The sequence below is a fragment of the Limosilactobacillus reuteri subsp. reuteri genome (genome assembly GCF_000016825.1).
In the GTDB taxonomy this organism is placed as follows: Bacteria; Bacillota; Bacilli; order Lactobacillales; family Lactobacillaceae; genus Limosilactobacillus; species Limosilactobacillus reuteri.
This window is the reverse complement of the sequence record NC_009513.1, coordinates 1-18,896: the sequence shown is the minus strand read 5'-3', so window position 1 is coordinate 18,896 and position 18,896 is coordinate 1. Positions and strand designations below refer to the sequence as shown.

The window sequence follows — 18,896 nt, the reverse complement described above, 5'->3', positions numbered from 1 at the left end:
ATGCCTAACTGTCAAGAGTCTAACTTACTTTTTTAGATTGTTATTAATATTAGTCATCCCTTTAACTATTGCATCAATATCTCTTTCATCGAGACGGGCAATAATCTGCAAATAAGCTTGATCAAATATTTCTTTAACCTCATTAGTCTTTTCTTCACCTTTTTTGGTAAGAAAAATCCGCTTAATTCGTGCTGACTCTTGATCCGCCTTCCGGATAATATACCCGTCGCGTTCAAGATTTTTCACCATACTAGTAACACTAGCATTCCGTAAATGGAAATGGTCACCTAGTTCTCGTTGAATAAGCCCAGCATGTTTTTCTATATAAAAAAGTGTATGAGCTTGCTGTGGAGTTACATCTAATTCAGGGGCAAGTTCAGTATAAAAATGCTTCATGTTAATCATATAGTTCCGCAATAAACGGTTCATTTGCTCAAATTTATCTTTTTTTAATGCCATGAAATTACTCCCAATTTTAATTTTATTGTTAATTATAACAGTTAGACACCTAATTAAAATATGGATTTGAAAATTTCTTAAATAAATTTAGAAAAACACTTGCGAAAATGATCGGAAGTTGATATTATTATTTATGTTGTCAAAGACATGGGCAGTTAGCTCAGCTGGCAGAGCAACGGACTCTTAATCCGTGGGTCCAGGGTTCGATCCCCTGACTGCCCATCATATAAAAAAGATCACCGAGTAATCGGTGGTCTTTTTTTGTTATAAAATTGTAATTACATGTTGTTTAGGACGTTTCGAAACAATTTCAATTGCGCCAAGTGCTTCTAATTCTTCAATGGCTGCCTTAGTCTTTGTCATTGGATAACGGCGATTACTCTTTTATTCACTTTCGATTGCTGCCGGGTCATTCATCTTATCATTAGAAATTCATATATAAATGCTAAAAACTACTTTTTTGAATGAATAATCTAATTAATAATGTGTTTTTTAGTTACTTTAGCATACCCCTTATTATATAGGCATTGCAATAAACCATTGCTAGACTTTTTCCTACTATTTTCGTATTCTTATATCAAAATATAAGGAGCAAATTAATATGTCATTTGGCGAACAAATTCTTAGTCGATGTAAAGAGTTAGGACTAACTCAGCAAAACGTTGCAGATGAATTACACATCACACGACAAACCCTTTCCAAATGGGAAAACAACAAAAGTTACCCTGATTTAAAATTACTTCTTGCTCTCAGTGAGATATATCATGTCTCTGTTGATTCATTACTTAGAGAGAATAAAGACCTAACTAGTTTCCTAAACCGCGATAAAGCCTCACAAGCATTTAATATCATTCGTGGATTGTTTTGGTTGCTTATAGGATTTTATTTTTGGAGTCCTTCTAATTATTGGTCAAATATTTTAATTCCTATTTTATTTTGTATTCTGCTAGAATATTTATACTATAAAGAATGTTTTTTCTTGGGAAAATACTGGTATAAGCAAAGTCACTATACTCTTTTAGGGTATATATGGACAGCATTAATGATCATAATTGTAATCTATGGTCTCATTAATAAGCACCTTAATATGTTACTCTATTGTTTTATATTAGCAATATATTCCTTTTTCCACCAATACATATACAAACCACGTAAATAAAAAGGACGTCATTCAAACGTCCTTTTTATTTACTTATCTTCTGCTATTAGTTCTTTTCGTGCTTGGCGTAAGCTCATTTCTTGTTCTGGCGAAACCTCAGGATAAGCTAATGGCAAACTATTAATCTTCTTTGTTAAAATATCAGATACAATTAAACGCGAGTACCACTTATCATCAGCCGGAATAACATACCATGGATTTTCCTTTGTAGCGGTAGCATTAATCGCCTTTTCATATGCCTTTTGGTAATCGTCCCAATATTGACGTTCGCGAATATCAGCTGCAGAAAACTTCCAATTCTTTTCTGGCGTATCAATCCGTGCTAAGAAACGCTTCTTCTGTTCTTCCTTTGATACGTGGAGGAAGAATTTTACAATTAAGTAACCGTTCCGTGTTAGATAACTTTCGTACTGGCGAATGTCTTCATAGCGACTATCAAAGAATTTGTTATTAACATCATGAACAGACTCAATCCCTGGAATATTAGATTGCAAAATTAAAGCAGGATGAACGCGTGAAACAAGAACGTCCTCATAATAAGATCGATTGAAAACACCAATATCACCACGCATTGGCAATTCACGATTGATTCGCCAGAGATAATCATGACGTAATTCGCGGCCTGTTGGTTGTTTAAAATTAGCCACCTTAAACCCAACTGGATTTACGCCCGCAAAGATATGCGAAATCATACTATCTTTTCCTGCCGCATCCATTGCTTGAAATACTACTAAAACACCATAATGACGCCGCGCATACATCATCTTTTGCGCATTCTTGATTGACTTTACATTTTTTCGGATCTTCTTTTTAATCTTCTTAAGATCATCAGCAGAATCTTTTACCTTAGTTGGTGCCGTCTTAATATCAAAGTCTTTTCCAGTGTAACGATATTTCTTGGTTTTCATCAACATTCACCTCATTGCTTTTAATTTGATTTCAACTACCATCATAGCAAATCTCTCAAGTTTTGGTTAATAAAAACGGATTTAAAAAAGAACCATGAACAATTCTAGTTCACAGTTCCATTATTTATAATATTCTTTTCTGTTGGCTGATACTTACTACGTTTTAATTTACTAATTTGATGCTCGCGACCATTATTAACAATGAATTCATCAACAGCACCACAATGCTCACAAACTACCACAATTTGATACCGTTGCGAGTCATCATTATTCGTATCCATCCAATTTCTTTCCGCAATTACTAACGGCTGTTCATGGCACTGATAACAAGAAATTCCTAGTTTACATTCTTCTCTAAAAGGATCTCCTGTTTTTCCTACCATTCCATAACGGTCTTCACCATGGACATTATCAAAATTATTGTAAAACATCTGATCACTTCTTTAATATTCAACTGCTTTTGCACGTTTTATCTTAATAACAAAGACTACTATTATTTCCATTACAAAAATTGAAATCGCACAAATAATAAAGAGGATATGATAAGAGGTCGCTTCAATCATCAATCCACCAAATAGCGGACCAATTGCCTTTCCTAAAGAAGAAAATGCATTCAGAATTCCCTGATACTTTCCCTTAACAGCAACCGGTGAAAGGCTGTTTACAATAGCAGGCATTGTTGGCAGAGCAGTGGCTTCACCGATTGTCAGAACGACCATTGCCGCCACAAACCAGCTATATGAGTGGGCGTAAAGTAGGAGGACAAATGAGAAACCAATTGTAAACATCCCAATAAATACTTGCGCATATGGTCGATTAACCCAACGATTAAGCCAAGTAATTCCTAGTTGGAAAACAACGATTAAAATCCCATTTAATGTCCACAAAAGACTATATTTCGTCATTGAGATTCCTTGATCAGTCATGAAAACTGATAAGTTACTTGCCCATTGTTCATACATTGTCCAGATTACAACTAAGGCAATGAAGAAGATCCAGTTAATCCATAAGTTAGCTTGAGGCATCTTAATATTAACTGTCTTGTTCTCTTCTTCATCTTCCACATCTTCGGTCTTTGCAACTGTCTGTTGACTATCCTTAAAGAAAAAGATAACAACAAGCGAGAACATTGTATAGAGAATTGTGGTAATCAAAAACATCGGTGAAACATTACCATCTGCATACTGGTAAAGCGGACCGACAATAGTAGTTCCAATCACCATTCCCAAGTTATTGGCAAAATACAACATATTAAAGACATAACGACCATCTCGCCCTGAACGAGTCGCAAAAGAATTAACCATTGTGATAATCCAACCATTGAAGAATCCAATAACTGTTAAAAGAATTCCATATATCGGCCAGCCATTGAAGAAAATCATAATAGTCATTACGATTGTCGCTAGCAGTGTCCCGCCAATCATTAATTTCCGCGGGTTAGCTCGGTCAAATAACATTCCGCTAATATAACTTCCGACAACGTTTGCTCCCGAATAAAAGAGTAAAACGATTCCCGATACAGTTAATGACTCATGCAACTGATCGTGAATATAAATTGTTGTTAATGGCCAGACAAAACTATTCCCAATACTTCCAAGGAACATTCCGAATAAAAGCCATTTTAATTCTACGCCTTGATGGTTCATTGTTTACGCCTCCTCAATTACTATCATACCGTTTATTTTTTTAAAAACATTTTTAATGTCTTAAGCGCACTAAAAGGGCTACCTCAGTTTTTACTGAAATGCCCTCTTAGAAATTTAGTTTTTAATTATTATCTTCAGGAATATAGGAAATCGAAGTGAACTTATTATAAGACTTTGCAAATAATAATTTAACTGTCCCCCGCGGACCACTACGATTCTTTTCGATGATGACTTCAACTTCACTAGCGTTTGATCCATCGTCATCCTGATTATTTCCCGGGTTATTATTATCTTCCGAATCTTCATCGTGCTCATAATAGTCATCACGATAAAGGAAACTAACAATATCTGCATCCTGTTCAATCGATCCAGATTCACGAATATCAGATAAAACCGGGCGCTTGTCTTGTCGCTGTTCAACTCCCCGCGACAACTGTGATAGGGCAATAACTGGAACTTCTAATTCCTTTGCCAGTTTCTTTAGTTGTCGAGAAATTTCTGAAACTTCTTGTTGTCGGTTATCAGGATTACTCCCTTCAATCAACTGAAGGTAATCAATTACGATCAAGCCTAAATTGCCTTTTTCCTTTGCTAAGCGCCGACAACGTGCCCGAATTTCTGCTACCTTGATTCCTGGTGTATCGTCAATATAGATACTTGCATTACTTAAGGCACCAGTGGCAATAAATAAACTTTGCCATTCATCCTGCGTAAGCTGTCCAGTTCGTAAGTGGTTAGCGTTAATGTTTCCTTCAGCACAGAGCATCCGGTTTGCTAAGGACTCCGCACCCATTTCAAGACTGAAAATTGCGACCGTATTATCGGTTCTAGTTGCAACGTTTTGGGCAATATTCAAAACAAAGGCAGTCTTCCCAACAGCAGGCCGTGCCGCGATAATTACCAACTCGTCTTTATGAAGACCAGTCGTCATCTCATCTAATTGAGCATACCCAGTTGAAAGTCCAGTAATCTCTGAATCTTGACTAGAGAGCTCACTAACATGGTTAATCGACTCTTGTAAAACGTCACTAATACTTTTAAAACCAGTTTGACGACTATTTTCCGAAACGGACATAATTTCTTGCTCAGCCCGGTCAAGTTGATCTTCAATTTTGTCATTTCCGGCATAGCTATCATTGATAATCTTGGTTGCTGTATTGATCAACCGTCGTGAAATTGCCTTATCATGAACAATCTTTGAGTAATAGACAACATTAGCAGCCGTCGGAACCGCTGTTGCAAGTTCAGCAATATAAGCAACTCCACCAACATTTTCCGTTTGATTATCCTGATCAAGGACATTTTTCATCGTTAACGGATCGATTGGCTGGTCCGCATCATTTAGTTGGACCATCTTTTCAAAAATGATTTGATGAGCCTTCCGGTAAAAATCTTGCGGCTCAAGATATTCCATCGCATCAGCCAACGCATTTTTACTTAAAAAAGCAGCTCCAAGAACTGCTTTTTCTGCTTCAATATCGCGTGGCTCTTCTTGCACTGGTGCATTATCCATAACGATACCGCTCCTTAAATCTATTAACCCTCATTACTTTTCAGCAATGTGAACACGAATTTGAGCTTCTACTTCCGGGTGAAGCTTGATTGGCACATTAACGTAACCAAGCGCCTTAATTGGGGCTGCCAGCTCAATCTTTCGCTTATCAATTTTAAGGTCAAATTGTTTTTGTAAAGCAGTTGCAATTTGTTTTGTTGAAATTGAACCAAACATCCGGCCATCTGTACCGGCTTTTCCGCTTAATTCAACAACTGTATTATCATCTTCAAGAATCTTCTTCATCCGCTTGGCATCAGCTAATTCTTCAGCAGCATGTTTTTCTTCAGCACGCTGTTGACCCTTTAGTTGGCTCATCGCCGCCTTAGTAGCTTGTTTTGCTAATCCACGCTTAATTAAGTAGTTTTGAGCATAGCCATCTGGAACTTCCTTAATTTGACCACGTTGACCACGGCCTCGTACATCTTGTGTAAAAATAACTTTCATTCTGATCACTCCTCTGTATCGTCTTGCTCTTTATCAGGTTTAGTTAGAATATCGACTAACTCTTGCTTGACCTGCGTAATATCTTTATCACTGATTTGTGTAGCAGCATTTGCAAGGTGACCGCCACCACCCATTTTTTCCATGATTACTTGGACGTTGACGTTTCCCATTGAGCGTGCTGAAATTCCGATCTTGTTATCAGCACGTTCAAAAATTACAAATGAAGCTTCAATTCCACTCATTTGGAGCAACATATCAGCAGCCTGGGCAGCCGTGACAGGATCATAAACCTGTCCTTCTTCACCCGTACATAATGCTATTTTATCATTTATTTCCGCTCTTGAAATCAAATGATTACGCATCATAAATGTTTCTGGATTTTCTTTCATAAATGATTGAATCATTAAACCATCGGCACCAGCAGAACGCAAGTAACTAGCTGCGTCAAAAGTTCGCGTACCAGCACTCTTGGTGAATGATTTTGTATCAACTTGAATTCCTGTTAGCATTGCCGTTGCTTCAAGCTTGTTAAGTCCTTTTCCTTCACGTGGTTGGTACTCAAACATTTCCGTAATTAACTCACAAGTTGATGAAGCATATGGTTCAATATAAACAAGCAATGGATTTTCAGGAAAGTCCTCGCCGCGACGGTGGTGGTCAATGATAACAAGTCTGTTTTGCATTTTATCATATAATTCAGGAGCAATGGTAATTCCCCGCTTAGCATGGTCAACCATCACTAATAAACTGTTATTTGTTGCTTTTTCTAACGCTTCGACTGGTGAAATAATATGGTCCTTAATCGTCTGGTAATTATCGATCTCATGCATCAAACGTTGAATATCAGAGTGTGGATGTTCGTCATCAATCACAATCCAACATTCTTTACCGTTCATTTCCGCAATCCGTCGAATCCCTAAACAAGCACCGATTGAATCCATATCTGGATTGGTGTGGCCCATCACAAATAATTGGTCTGATTGGGCCATTAATTCTTGTAATGCTTGACTAATCATCCGTGCTCGTACCCGGGTTCGTTTCTCCATCGGGTTGGTCTTTCCACCATAGAAACGTGCTTCCTGATCTTGAGCACGAACAACAACTTGGTCTCCACCACGACCTAACGCGAGGTCAAGGTTATTTTGTGCTGTATCAGCAAGTTTTATCAAATTATTTTCGCCATAAGCAATTCCTACGCTAAGAGTAACTGGCGAATTTTGCTTGGATGTATTTTCACGGATAACATCAAGGATCTTGAATTTTTGTTTTTCAAGTTCTTTTAATGAAGCTTGATGTCCAATAATCAAGTAGTTATCATCATCAATGATCTTCATCAATAAGTGATTAGCAACTGCCCAATCGCTTATTTGTGAAGTTACGTAATTATGAAGATTAGAGACATCAGAATCACTCATCCCTTGAATCAGCTCATCATAATTATCTAGGTAAATATTCCCAATGAAGATTTGTTCATCCTTATATTGTGCACTAATCTGTTCATATTTTGTAATATCTAATAAATAAACTACCTGTCCGTGATGCTGAACTAAAAATTCAAATTGATGGTCACGCCAAGTCACTACTTGTGTTTGCTTATCATCTGCATGATCTTTTATTAATTCCGCTAATTTTGCATCAACATCTGCAATCGGCTTCCCTACAACAATTTCAAGATTAAAATAACGCGCCATATATGGATTAATCCATTCAACCTCATGACGCTTATTTAACATAATCATTCCCATGGGCATTTCCAGCAATGCTTCTTGTTGCCCACGTTGGACTTTATACGTTAATTCATTTAAATATTCATGAGCATCGACTACTAATTTTCTTAACCGCCGAATACTAATAGCTCCACCAATAACTGCGATTACTAAAACAATTAGTCCAATAATCCAGTTATCCATAAACCCTAAAATAAGCCCAATGATTGTTAAAAGCACTATATAGCAGACATTCCAGCGGACGGCTGGGTGTTCAAAATAAAACTCCCAGTTCTCACGACTGAAAATTTTTCGCATGCTAGTCCTCCTAAAAATAGCTTTAAATTATTAATTGGATAAATCTATCATATCACATCAAGTACTTAGTCAATAGATTATATCATCTAATGATTATTAATACATAAGAATATTAATATAGCAGTCGAAAAATTCTAGAAAAGATAACAGTAATTTAAAATAATAAAGAGGCTGAGTAAACCTCGGCCTCTTTATTATTTTTTATTCTTGCGGAAACTAGTCTTCTGCAACGAATGGCAAAAGACCCATGATCCGTGCACGCTTGATAGCGATAGTTAACTTACGTTGGTTCTTAGCACTAGTACCAGTAACCCGACGTGGTAAGATCTTACCACGTTCAGAAATGAACCGACGTAATAAATCAGTGTCTTTGTAATCGATGTATTCGATGTGGTTTGCGGCGATGAAGTCGACCTTACGACGACGACGTCCGCCCCGACGTTGTTGTGCCATGAAATTACCCTCCTATTCTGAGTAAAAATTTATTTAGAATGGTAATTCGTCATCAGCTAAATCAATGGATTGACCACCATCATCACTGCTTCCAGGGAACTGGTTGCCAGCATTTTGATTGGGATCGAAACCATTATCCATACTTGGTGACGGATTACTTTGAGGAGCATTATTTCCAGGTTGTGGTTGACTACCATATTGTGGAGCCTGAGCACCAAATGATTGTTGGTTGCTGTTAAATGGTTGTTGAACCCCTGATTGGTTCATGCCACCATTTTGACGAGGTTCTAACAATGCAAAATTATCTACAACAACTTCGGTAACATACACACGGTTACCCTGTTGGTTTTCATAATTCCGGGTTTGAATACGCCCTTCAATTCCAACAAGTGAACCCTTATGCGTAAAGTTACTAAAGTTTTCAGCGGATTTACGCCAAATAACGCAATTGATAAAATCAGCATCACGATCACCATTTTGGTTTCGGAATTGCCGATCAACAGCTAACGTAAATGAAACAACTGCTGTCCCGCTGGTTGTGTACCGCAACTCGGGATCTCTTGTTAAACGCCCAGTTAAGACTGCACGATTAAGCATAGATCTTTCTCCTCTCTTTACTTTACTGACAAATTAATTAAGCATCAAGCTTAACAATCATGTGACGTAGGATATCATCACTGAACTTAGCTAAACGATCAAATTCGTTTAAAGCTTGATCGGAATCAGTAGTTAAGTTTACCACGTGGTAAGTACCTTCAGTGTACTTAGCGATTGGGTAAGCAAAACGACGAGTTGACCAATCCTTTGAATCAGCGATAGTTGCACCATTGTCCGCCAAGATCTTGTCGAATCGGTCTACCAATTCGCTCTTTGCAGATTCTTCGATATCAGGACGAATGATGTAAGTAATTTCATATTTGCGTGTTTCCATGAATGTTACACCTCCTTATGGACTCTGGCTCTTCTCGCTATTTGAGAAGAACAAGGAAAGTAGACGTCATTACGTATACTCACAGACATAAAATATAGCATAAAATTCTATTTAAAACAAGGAACATCTAACAAGAAATCCTAAATGTTGCGGTCACTATAACTATATATACGTAAAATATCTACTTTCTCACTTTATTTTTTTAATTTTCTGTTGGTTGACTTTCTTCTTGTGAGGAATTGTTAGTAGCTTCTTCAGTCTCCTCATCGACTTCTTTATCCACCTTTGCAATCGTAGCAACACGGGCACCATTATCCATCTTAATTAAGTGAACACCAACAGCAGATCGTCCAGTTTGCGATACACTTTCAATACCAAAACGAATAATTACTCCCTGGTCAGTAACTAACATGATATCTTCATCACCATTGACGGTCGTTAAACCAACCAACGGACCATTCTTTGCAGTAACATTAACTGTCTTAACTCCTAGTCCACCCCGTCCTTTGATTGGATATTCAGAAGCAGAAGTTTGCTTTCCAAAACCATTTTCACTAATTACAAGAACCTTGCTATCAGAATTAAGAGGGGCAGCGCCAATTACGTAGTCTTCATCCCGTAAGCGAATCCCACGAACTCCAGCCGCGCTTCGTCCCATTGACCGAACAACTGATGATTTAAAGCTAAGAGCATATCCATTATGAGTACCAATAATCATTGGCTGATCTTCACTAATAACTTCTACATCGATCAATTCATCGTTTTCATGGAGGTTGAGCGCCTTCAATCCATTGCTTCGAATATTCTTAAATTCTGTTACTGCTGTTCGTTTAACAGTTCCTAGCTTGGTAGTAAAGAAAAGGTATTTATCATCATCATTAGTTTCATGTGAAACATTGATAACAGCACTAATCTTTTCTTTATTATTAATTCCAAGAAGATTAATAATTGGAATTCCTTGAGCAGCCCGACCATATTCAGGAACTTCATACCCCTTCATTGAGTATACTTTTCCTGAATTAGTGAAGAAGAGCAACATATCATGAGTTGAGCTAGAAATTAGTTGTTCAATAAAATCATCTTTATGAACTCCCATTCCCTTAACACCACGACCGCCACGATGCTGAGACTTAAATTCATCAACTGGAAGACGTTTAATGTATCCATTGTGAGTCAAGGCAACGATAATATCTTCTTCTTCAATTAGGTCTTCATCTTCAATATTGGTAATATCACCAACTTGAAGTTCAGTCCGGCGTTCATCCCCAAAACGTTTTTGAATTTCCATCAATTCGTCATAAATGATTTGATTAATCCGTTCGCGATGAGCAAGAATATCCTTGTAATCGGCAATTGCTGCCATTAATTTTTGGTATTCATCCTCTATCTTTTCCCGTTCTAGGCCAGTCAACCGAACTAACCGCATATCAAGAATAGCTTGTGCCTGCCGATCTGATAAACCATAATTATTCATCAACTCATTTTTCGCTACTTCACTTGTTTGTGAATTACGAATAATATTAATTATCTCATCAATATGGTCTAAAGCGATCCGCAATCCGGCAACAATGTGCGCACGATTTTGTGCTTTCTTTAATTCAAATTCTGTCCGTCGCCGTACAACTGATTCTTGGTGTTCCAGATAATATTGCAAAATTTGTTTTAAGCTTAAAATCTTTGGAGCACCATTAACAATTGCTAGCATATTGAAGTTAAAAGTTGTTTGCATCAAAGTCATCTTGTAAAGGTTATTCAAGATAACTTCCGCACTCGCATCACGACGAACATCAATTACGATTCGCATTCCGTCACGGTCAGTTTCGTCATTAACATCAGTAATTCCATCGATATCTTTATTTCGAGCTAATTCAGCAATTCGTTCAATTAACTTTGCCTTATTAACCATGTATGGAATTTCGTGAACAATGATCCGTTGCTTACCATTTTTTTGTTCTTCAATATCAACTTTTGCTCGAACAATAATAGTTCCTCGGCCAGTTTCATATGCTTTACGAATACCAGACTTTCCCATTACTACTCCACCAGTTGGAAAGTCAGGGCCAGGAATAGCCTTCATTAGGCCTTCAGTTGTAATATCAGGGTCATTCATTAACATATGAAGGCCATTAATAACCTCACCTAAATTATGAGTTGGAATATTAGTAGCCATCCCCACGGCAATCCCTGAGGCACCGTTAACTAATAAGTTAGGAAAACGAGCTGGTAATACATCCGGTTCTTTTTCAGTACCATCATAGTTATCATGGAAATCAACGGTATCTTTATTGATATCCCGAAGCATTTCAACCGCAATTTTACTCATCTTTGCTTCGGTATAACGCATGGCGGCCGCTCCATCACCATCAACCGACCCGAAGTTACCGTGACCATCAACAAGCATGTAACGATAACTAAAGTCTTGAGCCATTCGCACAAGTCCTTCATAAATTGAAGAGTCACCATGAGGGTGGAATTTACCCATTACATCCCCGACAATCCGGGCTGACTTCTTGTAAGGCTTATCAGGAGTAACCCCTAATTCATTCATTCCATATAGAATCCGGCGTTGTACCGGTTTTAACCCATCACGGACGTCTGGAAGCGCACGTGAAACAATAACACTCATTGCATAATCCAAGAATGAGTTTTTCATCTGACTCGTAAGATTTACATCCGTGATTCGATTAGGCATATCTTGTTCAGCCAATGTCGTTCCTCCTTTTTTGCGTTAGCAGTAAACAACAGTTAATTACAGGTCAAGATTCTCAACGAACTTAGCATTTTGTTCAATAAAGTCGCGCCGTGGTCCGACCTTGGTTCCCATTAGCATTGGGAAAATCTTATCAGCCTGTTCTGCGTCGTCTAGTTTTACTCGTAATAGGTGCCGATTCTCTGGATCCATTGTTGTTTCCCATAATTGCTCAGCATCCATTTCACCTAACCCTTTGTAACGCTGAATAACTGGCTTAGGACTTGGTTGTAGTGAGCTTACAACCTGTTCTAGTTCTTCATCAGAGTCAATGTATTTTACAAATTTACCTTGCCGAACTTGATATAGCGGCGGCTGAGCAATATAAACATACCCATGCGTAATCATTGGTTTCATAAAGCGGTAGAACAAGGTTAACAGTAATGTCCGAATATGAGCACCATCGACATCCGCATCAGTCATGATAATTAATTTATGGTAATTAGCCTTTGTAATATCAAAGTCATCACCAAATCCTGTTCCAAGAGCGGTAAATAAAGAACGAATTTCGTCATTAGCTAGAACTCGATCAAGAGTTGCTTTTTCAACATTCAAGATCTTTCCGCGAATTGGAAGAATTGCCTGGGTGAGCCGCGAACGTCCTTGCTTTGCTGAACCACCGGCAGAATCACCCTCGACAATAAATAATTCTGAAATTTCCGGATCCTTACTTGTGTTATCTGCTAATTTACCTGGTAAATTACTAATTTCAAGACCACTCTTTTTACGGGTAACTTCCCGGGCACGTTTAGCAGCCACCCGGGCTTTGGAAGCGAGTTGACCTTTTTCAATAATTTGCCGCGCTTCGTCTGGGTGTTCTAATAAGAACCGGTTAAATGTTGCCGCAAAGACATGGTCAGTCGCTGTTCGTGCATCTGAGTTTCCTAACTTAGTCTTAGTCTGTCCCTCGAATTGCGGATCAGGGTGCTTAATGGAGACAACCGCAGTTAAACCTTCCCGTACGTCATCCCCTGATAAGGTCTCATTTGACTTTAAGATACCTGCTTTGTGGCCGTAATCATTGATAACACGTGTAAGGGCCATCTTAAATCCGGTCTCATGGGTCCCACCTTCGTAAGTATGAATATTGTTAGTGAAAGTTAGCAAGTTACTGCGGTATGAATCTGTATATTGTAAGGAAACTTCAACAGTAATATCGTTTTCTTTACCTTCCACGTAAATCGGTGGGTCAAATAAAACATTTTGATCTTCATTAAGGTATTCAACATAATGACGAATCCCACCTTCATAATGGAATTCTTTCCGTTCATGGTCTGCTTGTCGTAAGTCTTCGATCGTAATTTTAAGTCCCTTATTTAAGAAGGCTAATTCTCTTAAACGATCAGTTAAAGTTTTAATATTATAAGTTGTCGTTTCACGGAAAATTTCTGGATCCGGCTTAAAGTGAACGGTTGTACCATGCTCAGTTTCTGGAAGTCCCTCTTCAATTACCTTCATTGCAGACTTAACATGACCATGATCAAAATCCATGTAGTAACGTTTACCTTGACGAGCAACTTTAACATCCAATTCAGTGGATAAGGCATTTACAACAGAAGCTCCTACCCCGTGAAGACCTCCAGAAACCTTATATCCGCCGCCACCAAATTTTCCTCCGGCGTGCAGAACAGTAAAGACCGTTTCTAAGGCTGACTTTCCGGTTTCTTTTTGTGTATCAACTGGAATTCCCCGACCATTATCCTTAACAGTAATACTGTTATCTGGATTAACTACAACATTAATTTCATCACAGAATCCTGCTAAGGCTTCGTCAATTCCGTTATCGACAATTTCCCAAACAAGGTGATGAAGTCCCTGGGCTGAAGTGGAACCAATGTACATTCCGGGACGCTTTCGAACTGCATCCAATCCCTTTAAAACCTGAATTTGACTAGCATCATACTCGCTAGCCAATTCCATCTTGGTTTCTTTTTGTTGTTCGTTGCTCACTTTACTTCCTCCTTATTCAAAGTGCCGTGCTCAATTTCAAAAATCGTGGGTTCATTAATTAACTGGCGAGCAACATCACTCAGACTAGTGGTCGTCAAAAATGTTTGAACTTTATTCTGAATGGCTGTTAACAGGTGTGTTTGTCGAATCGTATCTAGTTCCGATAACACATCGTCTAATAATAATAATGGATACTCGCCTGTTTGCTCTTTCATCAAATCAATCTCTGCTAGTTTTACTGATAGTGCTGTTGTTCGCTGTTGTCCTTGCGATCCAAAAGCCTGCACATTTTTATCATTTACCAGAAAACGGATATCATCCCGATGAGGACCATAAATTGTTGTTCCCTGCTCGATTTCACGCTGTTCATTATCCTGATATAACTTAAATAGTGCCTGATAAGCCTCTTCAACAGTAGTATCATCACTAACCTTTAATTGATTAACGTACTCAAGCCGTAATGATTCCTTATTTAGTGAAATTTCTTGATGCAAATCAGCTGCCCATCCTTCAAGGTGCTTTAAAAAATGTTGACGGGCAATAATTACTTCCGCACCAAAAGCAGCAAGCTGATCAGATAGGACTCCTAAAAGGACGCGATCAGTTTGTTGCCTATATTTTAGTTGCTTTAAATATTTGTTTTTTTGTCGTAAGAGTGTGCGATATTGGCCTGCATTGTAGAGGTATTTGCTACTCATCTGGCTAAACTCTCGATCCATAAAGTGGCGGCGTAAAGCTGGGGACCCTTTTACCAACGACAAGTCCTCAGGGGCAAATAATATTGCATTTAGTTGACCAACATACTGTGATAATCGCGCCTGTTCTAAATGATTTACCTTTGCCTTTTTTCCTTTACTTGAGAATTGTAATTCAAGTGGAATCTTGCCAATACTTTTTTCTACCGTGCCACTTATTAGAGCTGATTTTTCTTGCCAATTAATAAGTTCATGGTCATTACTTGTTCGATGACTCTTGGTCAGGGAAAGAACATAGATTGCCTCTAGCATATTCGTTTTACCCTGTGCATTATGACCAATTAAAACGTTCACTCCAGGGTTGAAGTGAACGGTTAGATCCTGATAATTTCGAAAGTGATGTAAATGCAATTCCGTCAGAATCATGCTTATCCCTACTTACTCTTAATAACAAGTAATTGGTGGTCAGGAATTTGAATCTTATCTTCGGGATACAATTTGCGTCCCCGCCGATCATCTGGCTCATCATTTACTAATACAGTATTTTCTTTTAGAAACCATTTAGCTGCTCCGCCAGTAGGAATAATCCCCTCTTCTTTGAGTAACTGACCGAGCGTAATAAATGGACTATCAATCAACACTGACTTTTCTTCCATTTTTTTCACCTACTTTTGTAATTCTATTATACCACATTATTCGGCCTAATTTTGCGTTATTAGCCTTTCTGAGCGCATTAACTTAATTTAGCCTTTTTTATCAAAATTCGGTTAAATTTGCTCTATGGTCAAAAATCTGAATATAAACTAGCAATACTTATTAAATTTAATCTATGCCAAATAGAAAAGAGGTTACAAAACAAAACATTCTGTAGCCTCTTTTTATAAAACTTATTAAGATCCTTTCTAAAATGTCCGTACTGGCGTAATTAAGTGGACAAAATTTTCTTGATCTTCTGTTGGCACCAAGGTAAATGGTCGCAATGGTGAAGTAAATGAAATCTTGATCGTTGCCTGACCAAAAGAACGTAAAGCATCTTTCATGTAGTTAGGATTAAATGAGATTTCAAGATCATTACCATCAAGAGCAGACGTTACTACCTCTTCTTCAACCGTACCGATATCTGGAGAATCACCACTAATTCGGACAAGATTTTCTGATGGCTTTAGACTTAACTTAACCACATCGTTACGGCTTTCATGAGATAAAAGCGAAGCACGCTCAATTGATGATAAAAATGTCCCAGCTTCTAGTTCAACTGTTGTATCAGCAGTTTGTGGAATTAACTGACTAGTTTCAGGGTAATTTCCTTCTAGTAATCGAGAATAGAAATGAGTATTACCAAAGATAAACAATACTTGATTTTCGGTTACTTGCATTTGTACATCTTCATGGACATCGCTAATCATTCCAGAAAGCTCTTCCATGCTCTTTCCGGGAATAATCACATCAAAATCTATGCCGTTATCAATATTTTCGAGGACCACTTTCCGTTGTGCAAGTCGATGACTATCTGTTGCAACAGCTGTTAGAACGCCATCTTTTAACATCATATGCACCCCGGCAAGGATTGGGCGACTTTCTTGCTTAGATACCGCAATAACGGTTTGACGAATCACTTCTTTAAGGATGTCGTTAGGAAGAGTTACTGATTTATTAGTTTCAATTTCTGGTAAATGGGGAAAGTTTTCAGCATCTTGACCATTAATTTGGAATTTAGCTGAACCAGATGTAATATCTGCTTGAAAACCACTTGTAACTTCAATAGTTACTTTCTTATCTGGTAGCTTTTTAACAATGTCACTGAAGAAGCGGGCTGGTAATACAATAGCGCCAGTTTCTTCAATTGTTAAATCGTTATCAGCGTCATTAGCATTAATAACACTTTCGATGGTGATGTCAGAATTACTACCAGTTAACACAATATTGTCTTCGTTTACTACCATTTTTAATCCAGTAAGAATTGGAATCGTGGTTTTAGATGAAATAGCACGTAAGACATTATTTAATTGACTAATGAATGCAGATCGGTTAATTGTAAAATTCATATGTTTCAGTCCTTTTGTGTAAGTATATAAATATATTTAATAGTTTAAAATATAGTCGTAGTAGTAGAGCCTGTTAATACTGTGGAAAACTATTTAAACACCTGTTATTGCGAGTTATCCACCTGTTGATAACTTGTGGATAAGTTTGAGGATAATTATTATACTTATCCACAAGTTATGATCGTAGTTTAGCTTTTAATTTTGTAATATCGTTTTGTAAGTCAGTATCCTTTTTTAGTTCTGTCTCGATTTTATCGATAGCATGTAAAACGGTGGTATGGTCTTTGCCGCCGAATTCGTTGCCGATTTTTGGCAAAGAGGAATCGGTGAGTTCTCGAGAAAGATACATAGCTATTTGGCGAGGCATAACAATTTGTTTAACTCGCTTTTTACCAAGGATATCTCCTTGAGTTATATTATAAAAATCAGCAACTTGTTTTTGAATTGTAGCGATTGATATTTCGTTTTTGGCTACGCGGTGAAGCCCTTTTAATGCTTGGGATGCTAAGCTTGGCGTAATTCGCTCACCGCTTAAATTAGCAAATGCTTGAACCTTTGTTAAGGCTCCTTCTAGCTCACGAATGTTTGTATCAATTTGCCCGGCAATATAGTTAAGGGTGTCGTTTCCAATATCAATATGATCTTCCTCAACTTTGCTCCGTAAAATTGCAATTCGCGTTTCTAAGTCAGGCGGAGTAATTTCGACAGTAAGTCCCCACCTGAAACGTGATACAAGCCGATCTTGCAGTTCAGGAATCTCATTTGGAATTCGATCAGAGGTCATAACGATTTGTTTTTTGCGATCATGAAGGGCATTAAAAGTATTGAAAAATTCTAGTTGCGTCCCCTCTTTGTTAGCTAAAAATTGAATATCATCAATTAATAGGAGATCGAGGTTACGGTATTCTTCTCTTAGTTGTTCAGTCGTGTTATTACGAATAGCATTGATATAATCATTGGTAAAATCCTCACTCGTCACATATTTGACACGCGAATTTGGATTAACTTGAAGCATATGGTTACCGATCGCTTCCATTAAGTGGGTCTTTCCTAAACCAACCCCCCCATAAATAAATAGTGGGTTGTAAAGGCTGCCGGGGCTTTCGGCAACGGCAAATGCTGCAGCGTGTGCCATCTTGTTTCCCTCGCCAACAACGAATGTTCCAAAATTGTAATGAGGATTTAGAGGAGTATCCATCTCAAAAGAAGGAGTTGGATCATCTTCTGTTTTTTTATTTGTATAGGTAAATTCTCCCTCTAAAACATAATGCGGCTCAATATTTCGTCCCAATTCCCGTTGAGCGAATTCTTTAAGCTGCGTATTTAAATTTTTGCGCCAAAAATCGCGGTGCACCGGAGTGGGCACCTCGATTTCCAGTTGATTTTGAGAGAGAGAAATTGCTTTTGCCGGAGCAATCAAAGTGTCAAAGGTAACCGGAGTGGTATCCTGACGAAATGAATTTTGGATCGCTTCCCACAGAGAATCGAGCTCAGTCAAAATAATTTCCTCCTAAAGTATTAAATTACAAACGGTATTTTATCATTACATGGAGAAGTTTTCCACAACCAAGTGGATAATAATAAAAAAGTTTACACAACACTGTGTGTAAATTAATAATATTCTTGTGAAAAATGGGGAAAAAGAGATTTAGTTACCAGTTATCCACAGAATTGTGTTGATATATGATATTGACACAGCAGTAAACTAGAGAGTTATCAACACCTAAAAGACTGCTTGTGGATAACTTTATCAACAGGTGTGAATCTGGGGATAATCTCGGAAAAACGCTGTTGATAATTTGTCCACAAATTATGAATTTACACAACGCTGTGGATTATTTTGCCGATTTTGTTAATAATCAAAAAAATTTAAATAAA

The 18,896-nt window shown here is 37.8% G+C and carries 17 protein-coding genes and 1 tRNA gene; 2 read left to right on the top strand and 16 right to left on the bottom strand.

What is annotated here, in order from left to right:
- Positions 1 to 24 precede the first annotated feature (24 nt).
- The gene (locus LREU_RS00090; protein ID WP_003669506.1) at positions 25 to 459 is read right to left on the bottom strand and encodes a MarR family winged helix-turn-helix transcriptional regulator; all 435 of its coding nucleotides are present in this window, start codon (positions 457 to 459) and stop codon (positions 25 to 27) included.
- Between the two features lie 149 nt (positions 460 to 608).
- Between LREU_RS00090 and LREU_RS00085 the strand changes: the two genes are divergently transcribed.
- Together LREU_RS00085 and LREU_RS00080 are read left to right on the top strand one after the other, a co-directional pair.
- Positions 609 to 681: transfer RNA gene (locus LREU_RS00085), tRNA-Lys, on the top strand.
- A gap of 379 nt (positions 682 to 1,060) precedes the next feature.
- Positions 1,061 to 1,618 carry a helix-turn-helix domain-containing protein gene (locus LREU_RS00080; protein WP_003669505.1) on the top strand — a complete coding sequence of 186 codons (558 nt, stop codon included), beginning with the start codon at positions 1,061 to 1,063 and terminating at the stop codon, positions 1,616 to 1,618.
- Between the two features lie 29 nt (positions 1,619 to 1,647).
- Here LREU_RS00080 and LREU_RS00075 read toward each other — a convergent pair whose 3' ends face one another.
- The 15 genes from LREU_RS00075 to dnaA form a co-directional block, all read right to left on the bottom strand.
- Entirely contained in the window at positions 1,648 to 2,532 is an 885-nt protein-coding gene (locus LREU_RS00075) for a PPK2 family polyphosphate kinase (protein ID WP_003669503.1), read from the bottom strand.
- A gap of 98 nt (positions 2,533 to 2,630) precedes the next feature.
- Positions 2,631 to 2,957 (bottom strand): hypothetical protein, encoded by a 327-nt coding sequence (locus LREU_RS00070; protein ID WP_003669501.1) that lies wholly within the window; start codon positions 2,955 to 2,957, stop codon positions 2,631 to 2,633.
- 12 nt (positions 2,958 to 2,969) lie between these two features.
- Entirely contained in the window at positions 2,970 to 4,172 is a 1,203-nt protein-coding gene (locus tag LREU_RS00065; protein ID WP_003669499.1) for an MDR family MFS transporter, read from the bottom strand.
- 121 nt (positions 4,173 to 4,293) lie between these two features.
- Entirely contained in the window at positions 4,294 to 5,685 is a 1,392-nt protein-coding gene (dnaB, locus tag LREU_RS00060) for a replicative DNA helicase (RefSeq protein WP_003669497.1), read from the bottom strand.
- 33 nt (positions 5,686 to 5,718) lie between these two features.
- Positions 5,719 to 6,171, bottom strand: coding sequence for a 50S ribosomal protein L9 (rplI, locus tag LREU_RS00055; protein ID WP_003665243.1), 453 nt, complete (start codon positions 6,169 to 6,171; stop codon positions 5,719 to 5,721).
- A 5-nt stretch (positions 6,172 to 6,176) separates the two neighbouring features.
- Positions 6,177 to 8,195 (bottom strand): DHH family phosphoesterase, encoded by a 2,019-nt coding sequence (locus tag LREU_RS00050; RefSeq protein WP_003669494.1) that lies wholly within the window; start codon positions 8,193 to 8,195, stop codon positions 6,177 to 6,179.
- A gap of 216 nt (positions 8,196 to 8,411) precedes the next feature.
- Positions 8,412 to 8,648, bottom strand: a complete 237-nt coding sequence (gene rpsR, locus LREU_RS00045; protein WP_003665240.1) for a 30S ribosomal protein S18 — start codon at positions 8,646 to 8,648, stop codon at positions 8,412 to 8,414.
- 33 nt (positions 8,649 to 8,681) lie between these two features.
- Positions 8,682 to 9,245 (bottom strand): single-stranded DNA-binding protein, encoded by a 564-nt coding sequence (gene ssb, locus LREU_RS00040; RefSeq protein ID WP_003669492.1) that lies wholly within the window; start codon positions 9,243 to 9,245, stop codon positions 8,682 to 8,684.
- A 37-nt stretch (positions 9,246 to 9,282) separates the two neighbouring features.
- Positions 9,283 to 9,579, bottom strand: a complete 297-nt coding sequence (gene rpsF / locus LREU_RS00035; RefSeq protein WP_003665235.1) for a 30S ribosomal protein S6 — start codon at positions 9,577 to 9,579, stop codon at positions 9,283 to 9,285.
- Positions 9,580 to 9,781: 202 nt separating this feature from the next.
- Complete coding sequence (gene gyrA, locus LREU_RS00030) at positions 9,782 to 12,286, bottom strand: DNA gyrase subunit A (protein WP_003669490.1); 2,505 nt, start codon at positions 12,284 to 12,286, stop codon at positions 9,782 to 9,784.
- A gap of 42 nt (positions 12,287 to 12,328) precedes the next feature.
- A complete protein-coding gene (gene gyrB, locus LREU_RS00025; protein WP_035152443.1) occupies positions 12,329 to 14,248 on the bottom strand; it encodes a DNA topoisomerase (ATP-hydrolyzing) subunit B in 1,920 nt (639 codons plus the stop codon).
- A 26-nt stretch (positions 14,249 to 14,274) separates the two neighbouring features.
- A complete protein-coding gene (gene recF, locus LREU_RS00020) occupies positions 14,275 to 15,399 on the bottom strand; it encodes a DNA replication/repair protein RecF (protein ID WP_003669488.1) in 1,125 nt (374 codons plus the stop codon).
- An 8-nt stretch (positions 15,400 to 15,407) separates the two neighbouring features.
- On the bottom strand, positions 15,408 to 15,629 hold the full coding sequence (gene yaaA / locus LREU_RS00015) for a S4 domain-containing protein YaaA (protein WP_003665230.1): 222 nt from the start codon (positions 15,627 to 15,629) through the stop codon (positions 15,408 to 15,410).
- Positions 15,630 to 15,875: 246 nt separating this feature from the next.
- A complete protein-coding gene (gene dnaN, locus LREU_RS00010) occupies positions 15,876 to 17,018 on the bottom strand; it encodes a DNA polymerase III subunit beta (RefSeq protein ID WP_003669487.1) in 1,143 nt (380 codons plus the stop codon).
- Positions 17,019 to 17,193: 175 nt separating this feature from the next.
- The gene (gene dnaA, locus LREU_RS00005) at positions 17,194 to 18,516 is read right to left on the bottom strand and encodes a chromosomal replication initiator protein DnaA (RefSeq protein WP_003669485.1); all 1,323 of its coding nucleotides are present in this window, start codon (positions 18,514 to 18,516) and stop codon (positions 17,194 to 17,196) included.
- Positions 18,517 to 18,896: the final 380 nt, after the last annotated feature.

Excerpts from the sequence above, each read along its gene's own strand:
- LREU_RS00090 (WP_003669506.1), bottom strand. The coding sequence starts at position 459 with ATGGCATTAAAAAAAGATAAATTTGAGCAAATGAACCGTTTATTGCGG.
- LREU_RS00080 (WP_003669505.1), top strand. The coding sequence starts at position 1,061 with ATGTCATTTGGCGAACAAATTCTTAGTCGATGTAAAGAGTTAGGACTA.
- LREU_RS00075 (WP_003669503.1), bottom strand. The coding sequence starts at position 2,532 with ATGTTGATGAAAACCAAGAAATATCGTTACACTGGAAAAGACTTTGAT.
- LREU_RS00070 (WP_003669501.1), bottom strand. The coding sequence starts at position 2,957 with ATGTTTTACAATAATTTTGATAATGTCCATGGTGAAGACCGTTATGGA.
- LREU_RS00065 (WP_003669499.1), bottom strand. The coding sequence starts at position 4,172 with ATGAACCATCAAGGCGTAGAATTAAAATGGCTTTTATTCGGAATGTTC.
- dnaB (WP_003669497.1), bottom strand. The coding sequence starts at position 5,685 with ATGGATAATGCACCAGTGCAAGAAGAGCCACGCGATATTGAAGCAGAA.
- rplI (WP_003665243.1), bottom strand. The coding sequence starts at position 6,171 with ATGAAAGTTATTTTTACACAAGATGTACGAGGCCGTGGTCAACGTGGT.
- LREU_RS00050 (WP_003669494.1), bottom strand. The coding sequence starts at position 8,195 with ATGCGAAAAATTTTCAGTCGTGAGAACTGGGAGTTTTATTTTGAACAC.
- rpsR (WP_003665240.1), bottom strand. The coding sequence starts at position 8,648 with ATGGCACAACAACGTCGGGGCGGACGTCGTCGTCGTAAGGTCGACTTC.
- ssb (WP_003669492.1), bottom strand. The coding sequence starts at position 9,245 with ATGCTTAATCGTGCAGTCTTAACTGGGCGTTTAACAAGAGATCCCGAG.
- rpsF (WP_003665235.1), bottom strand. The coding sequence starts at position 9,579 with ATGGAAACACGCAAATATGAAATTACTTACATCATTCGTCCTGATATC.
- gyrB (WP_035152443.1), bottom strand. The coding sequence starts at position 14,248 with ATGGAATTGGCTAGCGAGTATGATGCTAGTCAAATTCAGGTTTTAAAG.
- recF (WP_003669488.1), bottom strand. The coding sequence starts at position 15,399 with ATGATTCTGACGGAATTGCATTTACATCACTTTCGAAATTATCAGGAT.
- yaaA (WP_003665230.1), bottom strand. The coding sequence starts at position 15,629 with ATGGAAGAAAAGTCAGTGTTGATTGATAGTCCATTTATTACGCTCGGT.
- dnaN (WP_003669487.1), bottom strand. The coding sequence starts at position 17,018 with ATGAATTTTACAATTAACCGATCTGCATTCATTAGTCAATTAAATAAT.